Consider the following 18594-nt stretch of genomic DNA (forward strand, 5'->3'; position numbering starts at 1 on the left):
CGTCGGTCGTTCGGTGGGCACGGCAGGAGGGGCGGTCAGCTCCCTCCTACGGCCGGATCAGCTGAAGCCCGTCGGCAGGTACTGGTCGATGTTCTCCTTGGTGACCACGGCCGAGTAGAGAGTGAGCGAGGTCGGGATCTCCAGTTCGGAGAGACCCCCGATGCCCTTGCTCTGTCCCAGGGCGCGCGCCAGGTCGATGGCGGACGCGGCCATCGTCGGCGGATACAGGACGGTCGCCTTGAGGACGCTGTTGCCGGCCTTGATGGCGTCCATCGCCGACTTGGCCCCCGCGCCGCCGACCATGATGAACTCGTCGCGTCCTGCCTGCTGGATGGCGCGCAGCGCGCCGACTCCCTGGTCGTCGTCGTGGTTCCACAGGGCGTCGATCTTCTTCTGCGCCTGGAGGAGCTGGGCCATCTTGGCCTGCCCCGACTCCACGGTGAAGTCGGCCGCCTGACGGGCCACCAGCTTGACGTTGGAGTAGTTCTTCAGGGCGTCGGCGAAGCCCTGGCTGCGCTGCTTGGTGAGTTCCAGACTGTCGATGCCGGCCAGCTCGACGACCTTGGCGTCCGACTTCCCCTTGAGCTGTTCTCCGATGTAGTGACCGGCGTTGAGCCCCATGCCGTAGTTGTCGCCACCGACCCAGCAGCGGTACGCCTGCGGGGAGGCGAAGATGCGGTCCAGGTTGATGACCGGGATGCCCGCCCTCATCGCTTCGAGGCCCACCTGGGTGAGCGCCTTGCCGTCCGCGGGCAGGATGACGAGGACGTCGACCTTCTTGTTGATGAGGGTCTTGACCTGGCCGATCTGGACGGCCGTGTCGTTGGATCCCTCGGTGATCTCCAAGGTCACTTCGGAGTACTTCTCGGCCCGCGACTTGGCGTTGACGTTGATCGCGTTGAGCCAGCCGTGGTCGGCCTGGGGTCCGGCGAAGCCGATGGTGACGGGCTTGCCGGGCTTGTCGTCCGCGGCGGGCTGATTGCTCTGCGCGACCGAGTCGTCGGCTGACTTCTTGGGCTCGTTGCTGGTGCAGGCGGTGAGGAAGGCGCCCGCGGAGACGGCTGCGGTGCCGAAGAGCAGTCCTCTGCGGCTGGTTTCTGGCATGGCTGTCAAACCCTTCATCCGGTGCGGTGCGTACGGAACAGCGGGTGGTGGCGGGGAGGACCGCTGGATCAGGTCTCTCCGTTGCGCAGCGTGCGGCGCTGGACCAGGACGGCGGCGACGATGATCGCGCCCTTGGCGATCTGCTGGACATCGCTCTGCAGGTTGTTGAGCGCGAAGATGTTGGTGATCGTGGTGAAGACGAGGACGCCCAGGACGGAACCGACGATGGTGCCGCGTCCGCCGCTGAGAAGGGTGCCGCCGATGATGGCCGCGGCGATGGCGTCCAGCTCGTAGAGGTTGCCGTTGGTGTTCTGGCCCGATCCGGACAGGATGATCAGCATGAAGGCGGCGATGCCGCAGCAGAGTCCGGAGAGCAGGTAGAGGTAGAGCCGCTGGCGGCGGACGTCGATGCCGGCCAGCCGGGCCGCTTCCGCGTTGCCGCCGACCGCGACCGTACGACGCCCGAAGGTCGTCCGGTTCAGGATCAGCCAGCCGGCGAGGGTGACCGCGGCGAAGACCAGGACCAGCGGCGGGATGCCCAGGATGTACGAGTCGGGGAGGCCCAGGTCGAGGACGGACGGCACGGTGACGATCTGTGTCTTGCCGTCGGTTATCTGGAGGGCGAGCCCGCGGGCCGACGCGAGCATGGCCAGCGTCGCGATGAACGGCACCATTCCGCCGTACGCGATGAGGAGCCCGTTGACGAGTCCTGCCGCGAGTCCGACGATCACGGCGGTGAACAGGATGCCCGTGAAGCCGTACTCCTGGGTGGCGAGCGTCGTCGCCCAGACGGAGGCGAGGGCCACCATCGCGCCCACCGACAGATCGATGCCTCCGCTGGTGATGACGAAGGTCATGCCGACGGTGACGACTCCGATGACGGACGCCTGCGTCAGGATCAGCTGAAGGTTGCCGGTGTCCAGGAAGGCGTCCGGTTCGGTGATGCCGCCGACGGCGATCAGCACGGCGAGTACGCCGAGCAACGACAGGTTACGGACGTCGGCGCGCAGACCGAACGCGCGCCGGCCTCCCTCCTTCTTCGAGGGCGGGGCGTCGGCCGGGCCGCTCAGGACCCCCTTGTCCGGCCCGTTGTGCTGCGCCGAAGAGACGGGCTGCGTCATGATGCCGGGCTCCCTTCCATCACGAGATCGAGTACGCGGTGCTCGTCCAGCTCCCCGGCGTCGGCCGCGTGCACGACGCGGCCCTCGCGGAGCACCAGCACCCGGTCGGCGAGTCCCAGCACTTCGGGTACCTCGCTGGAGACGAGCAGTACGGCGAGGCCGTCGTCGGCCAGCCGGCGGATCACGGCGTACAGCTCGGCGCGGGCGCCGACGTCGACACCGCGGGTGGGTTCGTCGAGGAGCAGGACCCGGCAGCCGCGCAGCAGCCAGCGGGCCAGGACCGCTTTCTGCTGGTTGCCGCCGGAGAGGGTGCGGACGGCCGCGTCCGGGTTGTCGGGCCGCAGCGAGAGCTCCTGGGTGGCGGCCCTGGCGGCCTTCCGTTCGGCCCCCCGGTCGAGCCAGCCGCCCCGGGCGAAGCGGGAGAGGGAGGAGACGGAGACGTTACGGGTGACCGATTCGGTCAGCAGCAGCGCCTGCGCCTTGCGTTCCTCGGGTGCCAGCCCGATTCCGGCGGCCACCGCGGCGCGGACGCTGCCGGGGCGCAGTGGCTTGCCGCCGACGGTGACCCGCCCCGTGGTGGGCTTGCGCGCGCCGAAGACGGTCTCCAGGATCTCGGAGCGTCCGGAGCCCACCAGTCCGGCGAGACCGACGATCTCGCCCGGCCGCAGTTCGAGGTCGAGCGGTTCGAACTCGCCCTTCCTGGACAGCCCTTCGACGGTGAGTACGGGCTGCGTGGCGGCCCGCCCGGCCGTGTCCGCGGTGCGTTCGGGGAAGACGTACTCGACGTTGCGGCCGGTCATCATGGCAACGATGTCGCGCGTGGGTGTGGACGTGGCGGGAAGCCCCACGGCGACGGCCCTGCCGTCCTTGAGTACGGTCACCCGGTCGCCGATACGGCGGATCTCCTCCAGCCGGTGGGAGATGTAGACGACGGCGACGCCTTCGGCGGTGAGCCCGTCGACGATCCGGAAGAGGTTGTCGACCTCGTCCGGGTCGAGGGCGGCCGACGGTTCGTCCATCACGATGAGCCGTACGTCGTGGGAGAGCGCCCGGGCCATGGAGACGATCTGCTGCTGTGCGGCGGAGAGGTCGCCGACCGCGCGGGCGGGGTCGATCTCCGGGTGGCCGAGGCGTTTGAGGTGCTCGCCCGCCGCGGTGCGGGCCTCACGGGTGCGGACGACGAAGCCCGCGGTGGTCGGTTCGTGTCCGAGGAAGATGTTCTCGGCGACCGACAGGCCTTCCACCAGGTCGAGTTCCTGGTAGATGGTGGCGATCCCGAGGCGCATCGCGGCGATGGGCGACCTGAGCGCGACGGGTGCGCCGCGCCAGGTGATCTCGCCGCCGTCGGGCTGGTGGGCTCCGGCCAGCACCTTGATGAGGGTGGACTTGCCGGCGCCGTTCTGCCCGAGGAGGCAGTGGACTTCGCCGGCCTGTACTTCCAGGTCCACGCCGTCCAGGGCGCGCACTCCGGGGAAGGACTTGGTGATGCCGGACATGGTGAGCAGGGGTCGTTCGGGTGCTGTTTCCGGGGCCGGGACCTGTGCTGGTTCCGGTGCCGGTACCGACGGCGATGCCGGTTCTGGTGCCATGACGAATCCCCTCGGCGGGTGCTGGGCCGGTGAGTGGGCAGGGCGAGGCGCGGGAGGTACTGGATGAGCCGGACGAGCTGGATGTGCTCTGGTGCGGACGTGCCGTGGTGCTGACCGGTCCGAGGATCAGGCCGGTGAGAACAGGTGGTCGCTGATGAGCCGGGCGGCGCCGATCACTCCGGCGGCCGGTCCCAGCTCCCCCAGCACGATGGGAAGGTTGCCGGTGGCCAGCGGCAGGGACTGCCGGTAGACCTGGGTGCGGACACTGGCGAGGAGGTTGTGACCGAGGCCGGTCACACCGCCGCCGATCACCACCAGACCGGGGTTGAAGAAGCTGACGAGTCCGGCGATGACCTGGCCGACCCTGTTGCCGCCCTCACGGATCAGGTCGAGAGCGGCGGCGTCACCGGCCGCGGCGGCGGCAGCGACGTCGACGGCGTTGAGCCGGCCGGCCGCTTCGAGCCGGGCCGCGAGCTCCGCCGACTGCCCGGAGCGCGCCGCGTCCTCCGCGTCGCGGGCGAGCGCCGCGCCGCTGAAGTGGGCTTCCAGGCAGCCCCGGTTGCCGCAGGCGCAGGCCCGGCCGTCCGGTTCCACCTGGATGTGGCCGATGTCCCCGGCGCTGCCCGTCGTACCGCGGTAGACCTCGCCGCCGACGACGATGCCGCAGCCGATACCCGTACCGATCTTGACGCAGAGGAAGTCGCCCACGGAGCGTGCGACGCCCGCGTGCTGCTCCCCCATCGCCATGAGGTTCACGTCGTTGTCGACCATGACGGGGCAGCCCAGCTCCTGGCTGAGCGCCTCGCGGACCGGGAAGCCGTCCCAGCCGGGCATGATCGGCGGCGCGACCGGCACGCCTTCGGGAAAGCGGACGGGGCCCGGTACGCCGATGCCCGCGCCGTCGAAGCCCTCGGCGAGCCCGGAGGCCCGGAGCTTGGCCGCCATCGACAGCACCTGCTCGAAGACGGCGACGGGACCCTCGCGTACGTCCATGGGGTGGTTGAGGTGCCCGAGGACCTCCAACTCGGCGTTGGTGACGGCCACATCGATGGATGTGGCACCGATGTCGACGCCGAGGAACCGGAGTGCCGGGGCGAGCCGGATGTTGTGGGAGCGGCGTCCGCCGCGCGAGGCGGCGAGTCCGTCGGCCACGACGAGGCCCGTCTCCAGCAGCCGGTCCACCTCGACGGCGAGTTTGGAACGCGAGAGGTCGACCTCGTCGCCGAGCTGCGCACGGGAGTTGGGACCGCCGTCGCGCAACAGCCGTAGCAGTCGCGCCTGATGCGCGTTCGCGGGCCGAGCCGTCATGCGTCTCACACGTCCCTCCCCGCCACATCGGACAGTCCGTCGGGCTTTGGAGGGGAACGTAGCAGCGCTTTCCCGGAGTGGGAAGAAGTTGCGCAGCAATCCGCTCCAACTTTCTCCACACCCAGGACAAAGGCATGGCGCCCACCGCTCTGGCGGGCGGTCCGGTCCGGACACACCGATGGGGCACCGGGAGGTCCCGATACCCCATCAGTCCGATCCGACGGCGTGCCCGGCGTGCGCTGCCGCGCCTCGCCGCGCACCCCTGTCCCGGCTCTTCTACGCCTCTTCGCGGCGGTGGTACGTCTCGCGCGTGTGCTCCGTGTGCGCGCGCATGACCTCCGTGGCCCGCTGCTCGTCCCGTGAGGAGATCGCCGCGATCAGCGCGCGGTGCTCGATCCACGACTGGGTGCCGCGCTGGCGGGCCACCGGCGTGTAGTACCAGCGGACCCTGCGGTCGACCTGCCCGGCCAGTTCGGCGAGGACCACGTTTCCGGCCAGCTCCATGACCTTGGCGTGGAAGGCGGCGTTGGTGGCGACCGCCAGGTCCACGTCGTCGTCGGCCACGGCCTGCTCGCCCTTGGCGCAGAGCTCTTCGAGCGCCGCGATGCCCGCCGTGCCCGAGTTGGCGGCGGCGAGCCTGGCCGCCTCGGCCTCCAGGAGCGTACGGACCGAGAGCAGCTGGTCCGCCTCCTGCTCGGTGGGCTCGTGGACGAAGGCGCCCTGCGCGGGGCGCAGGTCGACCCAGCCCTCGGTGTTCAGCCGCTGGAGCGCTTCGCGCACCGGCTGCCTGGACACTCCGAGATGCCCCGCGAGTTCGCTCTCGACCAGGTGCTGGCCGGGTCGCAGCGCTCGCGTGGTGATCAGTTCGAGCAGCGCCTCGTAGACACGCTCGCGCAGCGGACCGGGCCGTTCCAGCTTCGGCACAGCCCCTTGCGGCAGTCCTGTGGACAACATCGCGGTCCCCCTCCAGGCGACGAGCAATTGCTTATCGTCTACAGTCTACCGAGCACAATGCGGGTCAGGGACAGCGGATCACTTGACCGGCGTACGAGAGGTTGCCGCCGAAGCCGAAAAGCAGCACCGGAGCACCGCTCTCGATCTCCCCGCGCTCCACCAGCTTGGAGAGCGCCATCGGGATGGAAGCCGCGGATGTATTACCGGAATCCACCACATCCCGGGCGATGACCGCGTTGATCGCGCCGATCTTCTTCGCGACCGGTTCGATGATCCTCAAATTGGCTTGATGCAGCACCACCCCGGCGAGGTCCTCGGGGGCGATCCCCGCCTTTTCGCATACCTTGCGGGCAATCGGCGGCAGCTGCGTGGTGGCCCAGCGGTAGACGGACTGGCCCTCCTGGGCAAAACGCGGCGGGGTGCCCTCGATGCGTACGGCGTTGCCCATCTCGGGCACCGAGCCCCACAGGACCGGGCCGATTCCGGGGCGGTCGCCCGTCCCGGAGTCCGCGACGACGACCGCCGCGCCCGCGCCGTCACCGAGCAGGACGCAGGTGGTGCGGTCGGTCCAGTCGGCGATGTCGGCCATCTTGTCGGCGCCGATGACCAGGACCCGCGTGGCGGCCTCGGCCCGGATCGCGTGGTCCGCGGTCGCCAGGGCGTGCGTGAAGCCGGAACAGACCACGTTGATGTCCATGACGGCGGGCGAGCCCATGCCGAGCCGCGCCGCGACCCGCGCGGACATGCTCGGCGAGCGGTCGATGGCCGTGGAGGTGGCCACCAGGACCAGATCGATGTCCGAGGGCAGCAGGCCGGCCGCGGCCAGCGCCTTGGCTCCCGCGTGTGCGGCCATCTCGTCCACCGGCTCGTCGGGACCACCCACATGACGGGTCTTGATGCCGACACGACTGGTGATCCACTCGTCGCTGGTGTCGACCATGGCGGCCAGATCGTCGTTGGTGAGCACCTTGGCGGGCTGATAGTGGCCGAGCGCCACGACACGTGAGCCGGTCATGTACGGGTTCCCCTCGCTACGTATGGCAGGAACCATCCAGTCTTGGTCGCTACTGTCCGGTACGAGGACACGTAACCCCACAGGATTCCGGGCCGGGCGTTGGAGCCTTGACAACAGCCTTGACCCTCCGGACCGCATACTGTAGACAATATTCTGTCGACTTTACACCTCGCTCGGTCCTCTCACCGAACGGAGAGCCCCGTGAAAGTCGCAGTTGTCGGTGCCGGAGCCATCGGTGCCTATGTCGGGGCCGCGCTCCACCGCGTCGGCGCCGAGGTCCATCTCATCGCCCGGGGTCCGCACCTGGCGGCCATGCGCCGCGACGGCGTACGCGTCCTCAGTCCGCGCGGCGACTTCACGGCGCGCCCCTCGGCCACCGACGACCCCTCGGACGTCGGACCCGTCGACTATGTGTTCCTCGGCCTGAAAGCCAACTCGTACGCGGTGTCGGGCCCCCTGGTCCATCCGCTCATGCACGACCGCACCGCCGTGATCGCCGCGCAGAACGGCATCCCCTGGTGGTACTTCCACGGCCTCGCGGGCCCGACGCTGCGCGCCGTGCACGCGCTCGCCGACCTCCTCGCCACTACCTCCTCCGCCCCAGCAGGGAGCGCGCCATGAGCATCAGCCGCACCACCGGCAACGGCGGCGGGCGCCGCAGCGGCCGGCAGCCGAAGACGTACGAACGACTGACCCACCCACTGGTACGCGACGAGGGCGGGACCCTGCGCCGCGCGAGCTGGGCTGAGGCGCTGAACCGCGCGGCTGCCGGATTCCGGCAGACCCGGGAGACGTACGGCCCCGACGCCTTCGCGATGCTGTCCTGTGCCCGGGCCACCAACGAGATGAACTACGTGGCCCAGAAGTTCACCCGGGTGGTGATGGGGACCAACAACGTCGACTCCTGCAACCGCACCTGTAAGCACGTCCTGAAGGGCATCCGCAACGGGGCCCGGATGTACGCCGTCGACCCGCGCCGCACCTCGACCGCGGAGTGGGCGGAGAGCTGGCTCGGCCTCGACGTCGGCACCGACATCCCGCTCGCCGTTCCCCGTCGAGAAGGGACTCTTCGGCAAGCCGACCGCCGTCAACAACGTCGAGACACTCGTCAACGTCCTGCCGGTCCTGGAGCACGTCGGCTGCAACGTCACCCTCCATGTGCAGGACAATGAGATCGTCAAGGTCACCTCGCCGCACGACAACCCGGTGACCCACGGCAACCTCTGCATCAAGGGCCGTTTCGGCTACCAACACGTACAGAATCGGGTTTAACCGCCATGGGACGGGTCACCGAGCGCCGCCGCACCATCCGCATCCGTGACGGGGCCGTCTCCACCCGCCCCGACACACTGGTCGCCGAGGAGCCGCTGGAGATCCGGCTGAACGGCAAGCCGCTCGCCATCACGATGCGTACCCCCGGCGACGACTTCGCCCTGGCGGCGGGCTTCCTGGTGAGCGAGGGCGTGATCGGCGAAGGCTCCGAGGTGCAGTCGATCGTGTACTGCGCCGGGGCGACGGCCGACGGCGTCAACACGTACAACGTGGTGGACGTGAGACTCGCGCCGGGGGTCGTGATCCCCGACATCACGCTCGAACGCAACGTCTACACCACGTCGTCGTGCGGTCTCTGCGGCAAGGCGAGCCTCGACGCCGTCCGCACCACGACGCGTCATCCCGTCGCCGATACTCCCCCGGTCCGGGTGGCTCCCGAACTGCTCGCCGGCCTCCCCGACCGGTTGCGCGAGGCACAACGGGTGTTCGACAGGACCGGGGGTCTGCACGCGGCGGCGTTGTTCTCGGAGACGGGCGAACTGCTCGACATCCGGGAGGACGTCGGACGGCACAACGCGGTCGACAAGCTCGTCGGCCGGGCCCTCACCGACCACCGGCTGCCGCTCTCGCGGGCGATCCTGCTGGTGTCGGGCCGGGCGTCCTTCGAACTCGCGCAGAAGGCGGTGATGGCGGGTATCCCGATGCTCGCCGCCGTCTCCGCGCCGTCGTCGCTGGCCGTCGATCTGGCGGCCGAGAGCGGACTGACCCTGGTCGGCTTCCTCCGGGGCCCGTCCATGAACGTGTACGCGGGTGAGCACCGCATCGCCCTGGAGGCGACGGCCGGCAAGGGCTGAGGCGGCCCCGCCCGCTGCACGGGTCAGGGGTCCGGCCGGCGGGGAGCGCCCCCTGCGCCGGCCGGACCCTGCCGGGGCCACCCCGGAGAGGCGGTCTCAGCCCACGCCGACGGTCTCCTGCGCCGCCGCGCCGCTCGTCGGCAGCGGGTCGCGCGAGCGCCGTTTCGCGATCACCGCGCAGACCATCAGCTGCATCTGGTGGAAGAGCATCAGCGGCAGCACCGCGAGGCTCGCGTGCGCGCCGAACAGGACGCTCGCCATCGGCAGCCCGGCCGCCAGGCTCTTCTTCGACCCGGCGAACTGGATGGCGATCCGGTCCCCCCGGCCGAATCCGAGGCGCTTGGCTCCGTACCAGGTCAGGGTGAGCATCAGCGCGAGCAGCACCGCTTCGGTGGCGAGCAGCGCACCGAGGCGGGCCGGAGTGACCTGGTGCCAGATGCCGGCGACCATGCCCTCGCTGAACGCCGTGTAGACGACCAGCAGGATCGATCCGCGGTCCACGAAGCCGAGGACCTTCTTGTGGCGGACGAGGAAGCCGCCGATCCAACGGCGCAGCACCTGCCCGGCGAGGAACGGCACGAGCAGCTGGAGGACGATCTTCAGCAGCCCGTCGGCCGAGAAGCCGCCACCGCTCCCGCCGAGCAGCAGGCCGGCGAGCAGCGGGGTGAGGAGAATCCCGGCGATGCTGGAGAAGGAGCCCGCGCAGATCGCCGCCGGCACGTTGCCGCGGGCGATCGAGGTGAACGCGATCGAGGACTGGATGGTCGAGGGGACCAGGCAGAGGAAGAGCAGGCCTTCCTGGAGCTGAGGCGTCAGGACGTACGGCACGAGTCCCCCGCTGGCCAGTCCGAGCAGCGGGAACGCGACGAACGTGCAGGCCAGGACGGTGAGATGGAGGCGCCAGTGCTTCAGCCCTTCGAGCGCTTCGGCGGTGGAGAGCCGGGCGCCGTAGAGGAAGAAGAGGAGGGCGACCGCTCCGGTGGACGCCCCGCCCGCCACCTCCGCCGCGCTTCCGGACGCGGGCAGCAGCGCCGCGAGCACGACCGTCCCGACCAACGCCAGGATGTACGGGTCGATCGGCAGCCAGGACGGCGGCTTCAGGGTGCGGCGGCTCATGTGCTCCACGTGTCTCTCGGTCAGGTCGTGCCCTCTCCATCGTGCTCCCGGTCATCGCGATCGGGAATCCCGCATACCGCTCTGACTGTGATCACGGATCGCGATAACCTGCGCCCATGTACGACCCCGCGCAGCTCCGCACCTTCCTCGCCGTCGCGCAGACCCTGAGCTTCACGCAGGCCGCTCGCAGACTCGGCGTCCGCCAGTCCACGGTCAGCCAGCACGTGCGGCGGCTTGAGGACGCGACCGGGCGGCAGCTGTTCGCCCGGGACACCCACAGCGTCGATCTCACCGAGGACGGCGAGGCGATGCTCGGCTTCGCCCGGTCGATCCTCCAGGCGCACGAGCGCGCGTCGGCCTTCTTCACCGGCACCCGGCTGCGCGGCCGGCTGAGGTTCGGCGCGTCCGAGGACTTCGTCCTCACCAGACTGCCGGAGATCCTGGAATCGTTCCGGCGCGACCACCCTGAGGTCGAACTGGAACTGACCGTGGAGCTGTCGGGGACCCTGCACCAGCAGCTGGAGGCGGGCCGGCTCGACCTGGTGCTGGCCAAGCGGCGCACGGGCGACACACACGGCGAGCTCGTCTGGCGGGACGCGCTCGCCTGGATCGGCGCACCGCAGCTGCGGATCGACCCGGACCGCCCCGTGCCGTTGATCGTCTTCCCGCCGCCCGGGATCACCCGCGCCCGGGCCCTGGAGGTCCTGGAGGAGCACGGCCGGTCCTGGCGGGTGTCCTGCACGAGCACCAGTCTGAGCGGACTGGTCGCGGCGGCCCGCGCGGGCCTGGGGGTCATGGCGCACACCCGCGGGCTGATCCCGCCCGGACTGGCCCCGGTGCCGGCCAGGGCGGGACTGCCGGAGCTCGGCGACGTGGACTTCGTCCTGCTGCACGGCAGGAACCGGGGCGGGGCGCAGGAGGCGGCCGACGCCCTGGCCGCGGCGATCCTGGCGGGCGGCGACCGGCTGCACCGGGGAATCGGCGGCCGGGAGTCCGCGTGACGGCGCGGCCGTATGCGGACAAGAGCCGTGTACCCGTACAGAGTGGGAGTGATCGTGGTGTACAGATTCGGTGGAGATTCGGGCGCAAGCCCCATACTCCGTGGTCGGAAGTGTGCCCGTGCCTTGCCCACTTGGCCGGATTTCTACGGCTGACCTGTGCAGATGCCACGCTTTACGGAGGCTTCACACTCTCCCGTGACAGCGCCCGGTGGGGTAGCGTCGCGGCGCTGTGCGGAGGCCACGAGGAGCAGTTCATTGCGCGAATTCACTGTCCCACCCATGGCGGCCGCGCCCCACGTCGGCGGTCTCGCCGATGCCGTGTTCGACAACGCCGAGGACGATCCGCACCGGATCGCGCTGGGGCGCAAGGACGCGTCCGGACACTGGCGCGATGTCACCGCCGCGAAATTCCGCGACGAGGTGCTGGCCCTCGCCAAGGGGCTGATCGCCCACGGCGTCCGGTTCGGCGACCGCATCGCCCTGATGTCCCGTACGCGCTACGAGTGGACGCTCTTCGACTTCGCGGTGTGGACCGTCGGGGCCCAGTCGGTACCGGTCTACCCCACGTCATCCGCCGAGCAGGTGCTGTGGATGCTCCATGACGCCGAGGTCACCGCCGTCATGGTCGAGCACGAGGACCACGCGATGACCATCGGCTCGGTCGTCGACCGGCTCCCCCATCTGAAGCGGCTGTGGCAGCTGGACGCCGACGCGGTGGGCGAGCTCGTCGCGGCGGGCGAGCAGATCGAGGAGGAGGTGGTGCACCGGCACCGCCGTGCCGTGACGCCGGAGTCGGTGGCGACGGTGATCTACACCTCGGGCACCACGGGCCGCCCCAAGGGATGCGTGATCACGCACGCCAACTTCATGTTCGAGTCCGACACCATGGTCAGCCGGTGGGAGCCGGTGTTCCACTCCAAGCCGGGCGACGAGGCCGCGACCCTGCTCTTCCTCCCGCTGGCCCACGTCTTCGGCCGGATGGTGGAGATCGCGGCGCTGCGGGGCCGGGTGAAGCTGGGCCATCAGCCGGAGCTCTCGGCGCGCGCCCTGATGCCGGACCTGGTCTCGTTCCGGCCGACGTTCATCCTCGCCGTCCCGTACATCTTCGAGAAGGTCTTCAACGGGGCCCGGCGCAAGGCCGAGGCGGAGGGCCGGCTGGGGCCGTTCGAGAAGGCCGTCGAGATCGCGGTGAAGTACGCGGAGGCCATGGAGCACCGCGCCTTCGGTACCGGACCCGGCCCCTCCGCCGGACTGCGGATGCAGCACCAGTTCTTCGACAAGGTGGTCTACAAGAAGGTCCGCGACGCGATGGGCGGCCGGGTGCGGCACGCGATGTCGGGCGGCTCCGGGATGGACCGCAGGCTCGGCCTGTTCTTCGCGGGCGCCGGCGTCCTCGTCTACGAGGGGTACGGCCTCACCGAGTCCACCGCCGCGGCGACCGCGAACCCGCCGGAACGCACCCGCTACGGCACCGTCGGGCAGCCGATCCCCGGCTCGACCGTGCACATCGCCGACGACGGCGAGGTGTGGGTGCACGGTGCGAACATCTTCTCCGGCTATCTGGGCGACCCGAAGGCCACCGAGGCGACGCTCCGCGACGGCTGGCTGGCCACCGGCGACCTCGGTGCGCTCGACGAGGACGGCTATCTGACGATCACCGGGCGGAAGAAGGAGATCCTGGTGACCTCGGGCGGCAAGAGCGTGTCACCGGTGGGTCTCGAGGAGCGGGTGCGGGCACATCCGCTGGTGGCGCAGTGCATCGTCGTCGGCAACGACCGTCCGTACATCGCGGCGCTGGTGACCGTGGACCAGGAGTCCGTGGACCACTGGCTCGCCATGCAGGGCCGCTCGCCGCTGAGCCCGGAGGAACTGGTGCGGGACCCGGATCTGGAGATGGAGGTCCGCCGCGCGGTCGTGGCCGCCAACACGGCGGTGTCGCAGGCCGAGTCCATCCGTACGTTCCGGATACTGGCGCACCAGTTCACCGAGGAGCGCGGGCTGCTCACCCCTTCGCTGAAGCTGAAGCGCAAGGCGATCGAGACGGCGTACGTGGCCGAGGTCGACGCGCTCTATCGCTGAACCGCGTGTCCCGCTCGCGCGAGCGGGAATGCGCGGGGGCGGGAATGCGTACGCCTCCGTGATCGTTGACACTCGGAGTACCAACCGACAACGTAAGGATCGACCGCTCGTGAGCCAGGTCCCCTCCCTCACCCTCAACAACGGTGTCGACATGCCGCAGCTCGGTTTCGGTGTCTGGCAGGTGCCGGACGACGAGGCGGAGAAAGCGGTGGCCACGGCCATCGAGTCCGGGTACCGGAGCATCGACACCGCCGCGATCTACGAGAACGAAGCAGGCACCGGCAAGGCCATCGCCGCCTCCGGTGTCGCCCGTGACGAGCTGTTCGTCACCACCAAGCTGTGGAACAGCGAGCAGGGCTACGACAAGACGCTGCGCGCCTTCGACGCGTCGCTCGACAAGCTGGGTCTCGACTACGTCGACCTGTACCTGATCCACTGGCCGCTGCCGGTCAAGGACGCGTACGTGGACACGTACAAGGCCCTGGAGAAGATTCTCGCGGACGGCCGCACCAAGGCCATCGGCGTGTCGAACTTCCTGCCCGCGCACCTGGAGCGCCTGATCGCCGAGACCTCCGTGGTCCCCGCGGTCAACCAGGTCGAACTGCACCCGCAGCTCCAGCAGGCCGAACTGCGTGCCTTCCACGCCCAGCACGGCATCGCCACCGAGGCGTGGTCGCCGCTGGGTCAGGGCAAGGGCCTCCTGGAGGTCCCGACCGTCGTCGCGATCGCCCGGAAGCACGGCCGGACGCCCGCCCAGGTGGTGCTGCGCTGGCACCTCCAGACGGGCAACGTGGTGATCCCGAAGTCCGTGACCCCGTCGCGGATCGTGGAGAACCTCGACGTGTTCGGCTTCGAGCTGGACGACGACGACCTCGCGGCGTTCGCCGCTCTGGACGAGGGCAAGCGCCTCGGTCCGGACCCGGCGGAGTTCGACTACGACGCCTGATCCACCGGGCACCCGGTGCTGCCACGCCGCCGTCGGCCTTTACGGGCCGGCGGCGGCGTCGTGCGTCCGCCACCGGTGGATACTGGCCTCCGCCGTCCGAACACGCCGAAGGAGTACGGAACATGAGCGCCGACACCGCGCCCGTCGTGGAAGCGGGCACCTACCGCCTGCGCAATGTGGCCAGCGGCCTCCTGCTGGAGGTGTACGGCGCGGCGAAGGGCGGCGGCGCCAACGTGCAGCAGGGCAAGGAGAACGGTTCGGCCGCGCAGCACTGGCGGATCGCGCCCGTGCACGACGGTGCGGCGCTCCATCATCTGGTCAACGCGCACAGCGGCAAACGTCTGGACGTCGCCAACGCCTCCACGGAGAACGGTGCCAACATCCAGCAGTGGAGGGCCAACAACTTCGGCGCCCAGGAGTGGCTGATCGAACAGCACCTGGAGACACCCGGCACCGTCACCCTCGTCAGTTTCATCAGCGGCCTCGTCCTGGAGGTCGCCGGTGCGAGCACGGAGGACGGGGCCAACGTCCAGCAGTGGGAGGACACCGACTCCCCCGGTCAGTGGTGGCAGTTGGAGCCGGTGCCCGACTCCGGCGCGGCTTAGCGGGGTCGTGGTCATGAGTACGCGTACTCATGACCACGACCATCCGTTCATCCCACAATCGACCGGCCCCTGCCGTACGGAAATGGAGTGCCCTCGTGAGACGTCTACCGCTGGCCGTGGCTGCCGGTCTGCTCCTGGTGACCGGCTGCGGCACCGAACGGGTCGTGTCCTCGGCCGACAGCCCCTCCGGCGGCGCCTCGTCCGCCGGTGCCCGGCCGTCCACCGCGCAGGACTACGAGAAGCTGGCCGATGCGGCCCGCGCGAAGCACGACAAGAAGTTCCGGGACGTGGCGGCGCGCTGCGCGGACGTCGTCCCGAGTCCTTCTCCCAGCGGGGCGGCGGGCACGGGGCCCGAGGAGTCCGAGGACCCCGAGGCGGCCCGCTACCGGGAGAACCACGCCTTCAAGCAGCAGGCGCCGCTCAGCCCCGAACAGCAATGCCGCGGGGAGGCCCACGCCGACCGGATCACCGACGCCCTGCGCGAGACCGGCGGGTCCGGCCCGTCGGACGAGCAGGCCCTGCGAGCCGTCCTGGAGGGCCTCGGTTATCCGGCCGAAAGCACCCAGGTGTACGGGGCGGGCCACGCGCTCGGCTTCAGCCTCTCCGTTCCCGGCGGCGCCCCGTGCGTCAGCGGCGGTGTGGGCCCGCCCGTGAACGTCGAGGCCCACGGCCCGTACATGGAGGGCGGCTGCGTGGAGCCGCGCGGCGGACACTGAGCCGCTAGCCTCGCGCGGCCACGTGTACCGTGCGGGCCGCGAGCATGAAGGCGTCGTCGCGGTGGTGCAGCCCGGCCGGGTCGGCCGGGTCGAGCAGCCGGTCGAGTACGGCGATGTCCTCGGCCGTCAGCCGGCCCTCGAACATCTCCCGCTGGCGGGCGAAGCTCGCCACGACGTGCTCGCGGGCGGTCGCGGAGAGCGGGGCGGGCAGGTCGAGCAGGAAGCTGCGGGTGCTCCGCGGCTTCAGACCCACCGCGCCGAACAGGGCGTTCCAGTCCTCGGTCTCCTGCTTGGTGTCCGGCAGGGATCCCCGCATGTCCGCGAACCAGTCCGCGGAAGCCGCGTCGAGGCGGGCCTCCAGGCCGGGCCTGCCGAAGCCGATGTCGCGCGGCAGCTGACGGGTGGGAAGCCCGCCCTCGACGAGCGCGACGGCGCCCCCGGGGCGCAGCAGTCCCGCGAACCCGGCCAGCACACCGCGCTGGTCGCCCATGTGGTGCAGCGAGTTGCCCGCCCAGATCAGGTCGGCCTCCTCCAAAGCGCCCAGGTCGTCCGGCAGTTCGGCGTGCAGGGTCCGCACCCGGTCGCCGAGACCGAGGCGTCGCGCGCGGGCTGCGGCGCGCTCCAGGAGGGCGGGGGTGGCATCCACCGCGACGACCTCGGCCGCCGGGAACACCTCGGCGAGCAGGCAGGTGACCACGCCGGGACCGCTGCCGATGTCGAGGACGCGGCGCACCTCGGAGCCGGTCCGGAGTCCGGCGACCCAGCGGGCCGCCTCCTCGTACTGCCCGAGGCCGAGCTCGGCCTCCTGCTCCAGCATGGGACCCATCACGTCCCAGTCGAAGTCGCCGGCACCGGGTCCGTGACCGTGGCCGTGGCCGTGTGCGGCGTGGCCGTGCCCCTGCGCCTGCTTGTGGTGTCCGTCGTGTCCGTGCTCGGTGTGGTTGGTCATGGCGTCAGCCTGCACGGGAGTCACGCCCTGGGCAAACTTCTTTGCTGGTTCGGCAAGCCGGTCTCCAGGGTGCCGGGTGGCGCGCCGCGGTACTCCTGCGGGCTCATGCCCCGCACGCGCTTGAAGGCGCTGCTGAAGGCGAAGGAACCGCTGTAGCCGACCTTCCGCGCGACCGCCTCCACCGTCGCGTCGGTGCCCCGCAGCAGATCGGCGGCGACGGCGAAGCGCCAGCCCGTCAGATACGCCATCGGGGGCTCCCCGACCAGTTCGGTGAACCGGCGTGCCAGCGCCGCCCGGGAGACTCCGGTCGCGGCGGCCAGACCGGCGACCGTCCACGGACGGGCCGGATCGTCCTGGAGGAGCCGCAGCGCCTGTCCGACGACCGGATCGCCCATCGCCACGTACCAGGCAGGTGCCTGGCCACCGGGCCGGGCGAACCAGGTGCGCAGACCGGCGATCAGCAGCAGATCGAGCAGCCGGTCCAGCACGACGCTCTGGCCCGGCTCATCCTGGGAGATCTCGTCGTCGAGCAGACGCAGCAACGGCCCGGTCCTGGCGTCGGCGCGCAGGACGAGCAGCGCGGGCAGCGAGTCGAGGAGCCGCCGGCTGATCTCACCTTCGAGGAGGTAGGTCCCGATGAGCATCGTCGCCGACCCGGCGGGGGCGTTGCCCCAGGTCCGTACGCCCAGACGCATGGAATCGGAGAGCGGCTCCCCGTACAGCGTGGTGCAGACACCTCCCGGGCCGATACGGGAGCGCGGCGAGGTGCCGGGAGCGTCGGCGACGGTGTACGGCTCGGGGCCGCGGGCGATCGCGATGTCGCCGGGGCGCAGCAGGACGGGCTCCCGCCCGTCTGCGGGCACGATCCACGCCTCGCCCCGGGTCATGGACATCAGGCAGAGCGGGGCCCGGTCCTCGATCCGTACCGACCAGGGCGGCTCCATGACCATCCGGAGCAGGAAGGCGCCCCGGGCCCGCGGTCCGTCCAGCAGTCCGGCGAGTGCGTCCATGCGCGCCAGCGTAGACGCACGCGCATGGAGGCGAGACGGTCGAGGATGTCGCGGGCAGGGCCGCCGGGCGAACCTTGAGTCATGAAAACGCAGACGGAAAACCCGCAGCAGGACACAGTGTTGGTGACGAGCGGCACGGGCAAGACCGGCCGCCGGGTGGTGGAGCGGCTCACCGCTCTCGGAGTCCCGGTGCGGTCGGGCTCGCGCGGCGGCGATGTCCCGTTCGACTGGGAGGACGAGGCGGGCTGGGAAGCGGCGCTGCGTGGCGCGGACGCGGCGTACGTCGCGTACTACCCCGACCTCGCCGCGCCCGGCGCCGCGGAGGCCATGGCCGCGTTCGGCCGGATCGCCGCGGAGAGCGGTGTACGACGGGTGGTGCTGCTCTCCGGGCGCGGCGAGCCGCAGGCGGTCGTCGCGGAGGAGGCGTTGCGCGGAGCGGCCCGAGGCGTGGCGCTCACCGTTCTGCGGTCGGCGTTCTTCGCGCAGAACTTCAGCGAGGGCGCTCTGGTGGACGGGGTGCGGGGCGGTGAGCTGGTGTTCCCGGCCGGAACCACCGCGGAGCCGTTCGTGGATGCCGACGACCTGGCGGACGTGGTCGTCGCCGCGCTCACCGGTGGCGGACCCGAGGAGGGGGTGCACGAACTGACCGGGCCCCGGCTGCTGACCTTCGACGAGGTGGCTTCGGAGATCACTGAGGTGACGGGGCGTGAGGTGCGGTACGTCCCGGTGACGGGGCCGCAGTACGCGGCGGCGCTGGCGGAGTACGGCATGCCGGAGCCCGAAGCGGGCTTTCTGGCCGAGCTGTTCACGATGCTGCTGGACGGCCACAACGCGGTGACGACGGACGGCGTGAAGCGGTTCCTGGGCCGGGAACCGAAGGACTTCGGCACCTTCGTCAGGGAGGCCGCCGGGGACGGCGCCTGGCGGGTGTGACGGGGGCGGGTGTGACGGGGGC

16 protein-coding genes and 3 pseudogenes are annotated in these 18594 nt (G+C 70.6%); 10 read left to right on the forward strand and 9 right to left on the reverse strand.

Translation table 11 applies throughout. The features are described from left to right. Positions 1–57: 57 nt before the first annotated feature. From AC07FA_RS09045 to AC07FA_RS09070, 6 genes are all read right to left on the reverse strand, one after another. Positions 58–1104, reverse strand: a complete 1047-nt coding sequence (locus AC07FA_RS09045; protein ID WP_479074140.1) for a substrate-binding domain-containing protein — start codon at positions 1102–1104, stop codon at positions 58–60. 68 nt (positions 1105–1172) lie between these two features. Next, a complete protein-coding gene (locus AC07FA_RS09050) occupies positions 1173–2225 on the reverse strand; it encodes an ABC transporter permease (protein WP_479074142.1) in 1053 nt (350 codons plus the stop codon). Further along, entirely contained in the window at positions 2222–3721 is a 1500-nt protein-coding gene (locus AC07FA_RS09055) for a sugar ABC transporter ATP-binding protein (RefSeq protein ID WP_479074144.1), read from the reverse strand. Before AC07FA_RS09055 ends, AC07FA_RS09050 begins: the two co-directional genes overlap by 4 nt. Positions 3722–3940: 219 nt before the next feature. Further along, a complete protein-coding gene (locus AC07FA_RS09060; protein WP_479074145.1) occupies positions 3941–5122 on the reverse strand; it encodes an ROK family transcriptional regulator in 1182 nt (393 codons plus the stop codon). Between the two features lie 276 nt (positions 5123–5398). Beyond that, entirely contained in the window at positions 5399–6076 is a 678-nt protein-coding gene (locus AC07FA_RS09065) for a GntR family transcriptional regulator (RefSeq protein ID WP_479074146.1), read from the reverse strand. A gap of 64 nt (positions 6077–6140) precedes the next feature. After that, positions 6141–7091 carry a beta-ketoacyl-ACP synthase III gene (locus tag AC07FA_RS09070; RefSeq protein WP_479074147.1) on the reverse strand — a complete coding sequence of 317 codons (951 nt, stop codon included), beginning with the start codon at positions 7089–7091 and terminating at the stop codon, positions 6141–6143. Between the two features lie 153 nt (positions 7092–7244). Here AC07FA_RS09070 and AC07FA_RS09075 point away from each other — a divergent pair. The 4 genes and pseudogenes from AC07FA_RS09075 to fdhD form a co-directional block, all read left to right on the forward strand. Then, positions 7245–7637 (forward strand): annotated as a pseudogene (locus AC07FA_RS09075) (ketopantoate reductase family protein); the annotation flags it as partial. Beyond that, positions 7610–8137: pseudogene (locus tag AC07FA_RS09080) on the forward strand (molybdopterin-dependent oxidoreductase); the annotation flags it as partial. The pseudogenes AC07FA_RS09075 and AC07FA_RS09080, both read left to right, overlap by 28 nt. A gap of 85 nt (positions 8138–8222) precedes the next feature. Then, positions 8223–8363, forward strand: a pseudogene (locus AC07FA_RS09085) (2Fe-2S iron-sulfur cluster-binding protein); the annotation flags it as partial. A 5-nt stretch (positions 8364–8368) separates the two neighbouring features. Further along, positions 8369–9217, forward strand: a complete 849-nt coding sequence (gene fdhD, locus AC07FA_RS09090; protein ID WP_479074148.1) for a formate dehydrogenase accessory sulfurtransferase FdhD — start codon at positions 8369–8371, stop codon at positions 9215–9217. A 96-nt stretch (positions 9218–9313) separates the two neighbouring features. On the opposite strand, the gene AC07FA_RS09095 is transcribed toward fdhD, so the two are convergent. Then, a complete protein-coding gene (locus AC07FA_RS09095) occupies positions 9314–10333 on the reverse strand; it encodes a bile acid:sodium symporter family protein (protein ID WP_479074149.1) in 1020 nt (339 codons plus the stop codon). 116 nt (positions 10334–10449) lie between these two features. On the opposite strand from AC07FA_RS09095, the gene AC07FA_RS09100 reads away from it, so the two are divergent. From AC07FA_RS09100 to AC07FA_RS09120, 5 genes are all read left to right on the forward strand, one after another. Next, the gene (locus tag AC07FA_RS09100; RefSeq protein ID WP_479074151.1) at positions 10450–11334 is read left to right on the forward strand and encodes a LysR substrate-binding domain-containing protein; all 885 of its coding nucleotides are present in this window, start codon (positions 10450–10452) and stop codon (positions 11332–11334) included. A gap of 279 nt (positions 11335–11613) precedes the next feature. Then, positions 11614–13413, forward strand: a complete 1800-nt coding sequence (locus AC07FA_RS09105) for an AMP-dependent synthetase/ligase (RefSeq protein WP_479074153.1) — start codon at positions 11614–11616, stop codon at positions 13411–13413. A gap of 109 nt (positions 13414–13522) precedes the next feature. Then, positions 13523–14359, forward strand: coding sequence for an aldo/keto reductase (locus AC07FA_RS09110; protein ID WP_479074154.1), 837 nt, complete (start codon positions 13523–13525; stop codon positions 14357–14359). Positions 14360–14481: 122 nt separating this feature from the next. Continuing rightward, the gene (locus AC07FA_RS09115) at positions 14482–14964 is read left to right on the forward strand and encodes an RICIN domain-containing protein (RefSeq protein WP_479074156.1); all 483 of its coding nucleotides are present in this window, start codon (positions 14482–14484) and stop codon (positions 14962–14964) included. A 95-nt stretch (positions 14965–15059) separates the two neighbouring features. After that, a complete protein-coding gene (locus AC07FA_RS09120; RefSeq protein ID WP_479074158.1) occupies positions 15060–15680 on the forward strand; it encodes a hypothetical protein in 621 nt (206 codons plus the stop codon). 4 nt (positions 15681–15684) lie between these two features. Here the strand turns inward: AC07FA_RS09120 and AC07FA_RS09125 are convergent, their stop codons facing one another. Together AC07FA_RS09125 and AC07FA_RS09130 are read right to left on the reverse strand one after the other, a co-directional pair. Beyond that, positions 15685–16629 (reverse strand): class I SAM-dependent methyltransferase, encoded by a 945-nt coding sequence (locus AC07FA_RS09125; protein WP_479074159.1) that lies wholly within the window; start codon positions 16627–16629, stop codon positions 15685–15687. A gap of 20 nt (positions 16630–16649) precedes the next feature. After that, positions 16650–17639: an AraC family transcriptional regulator gene (locus tag AC07FA_RS09130; protein ID WP_479074160.1), complete on the reverse strand. Its 990-nt coding sequence runs from the start codon at positions 17637–17639 to the stop codon at positions 16650–16652. A gap of 81 nt (positions 17640–17720) precedes the next feature. On the opposite strand from AC07FA_RS09130, the gene AC07FA_RS09135 reads away from it, so the two are divergent. Beyond that, positions 17721–18572 (forward strand): Rossmann-fold NAD(P)-binding domain-containing protein, encoded by an 852-nt coding sequence (locus tag AC07FA_RS09135; RefSeq protein ID WP_479074161.1) that lies wholly within the window; start codon positions 17721–17723, stop codon positions 18570–18572. Positions 18573–18594 lie beyond the last annotated feature (22 nt).

Source organism: Streptomyces sp. NPDC045968, from assembly GCF_056430475.1.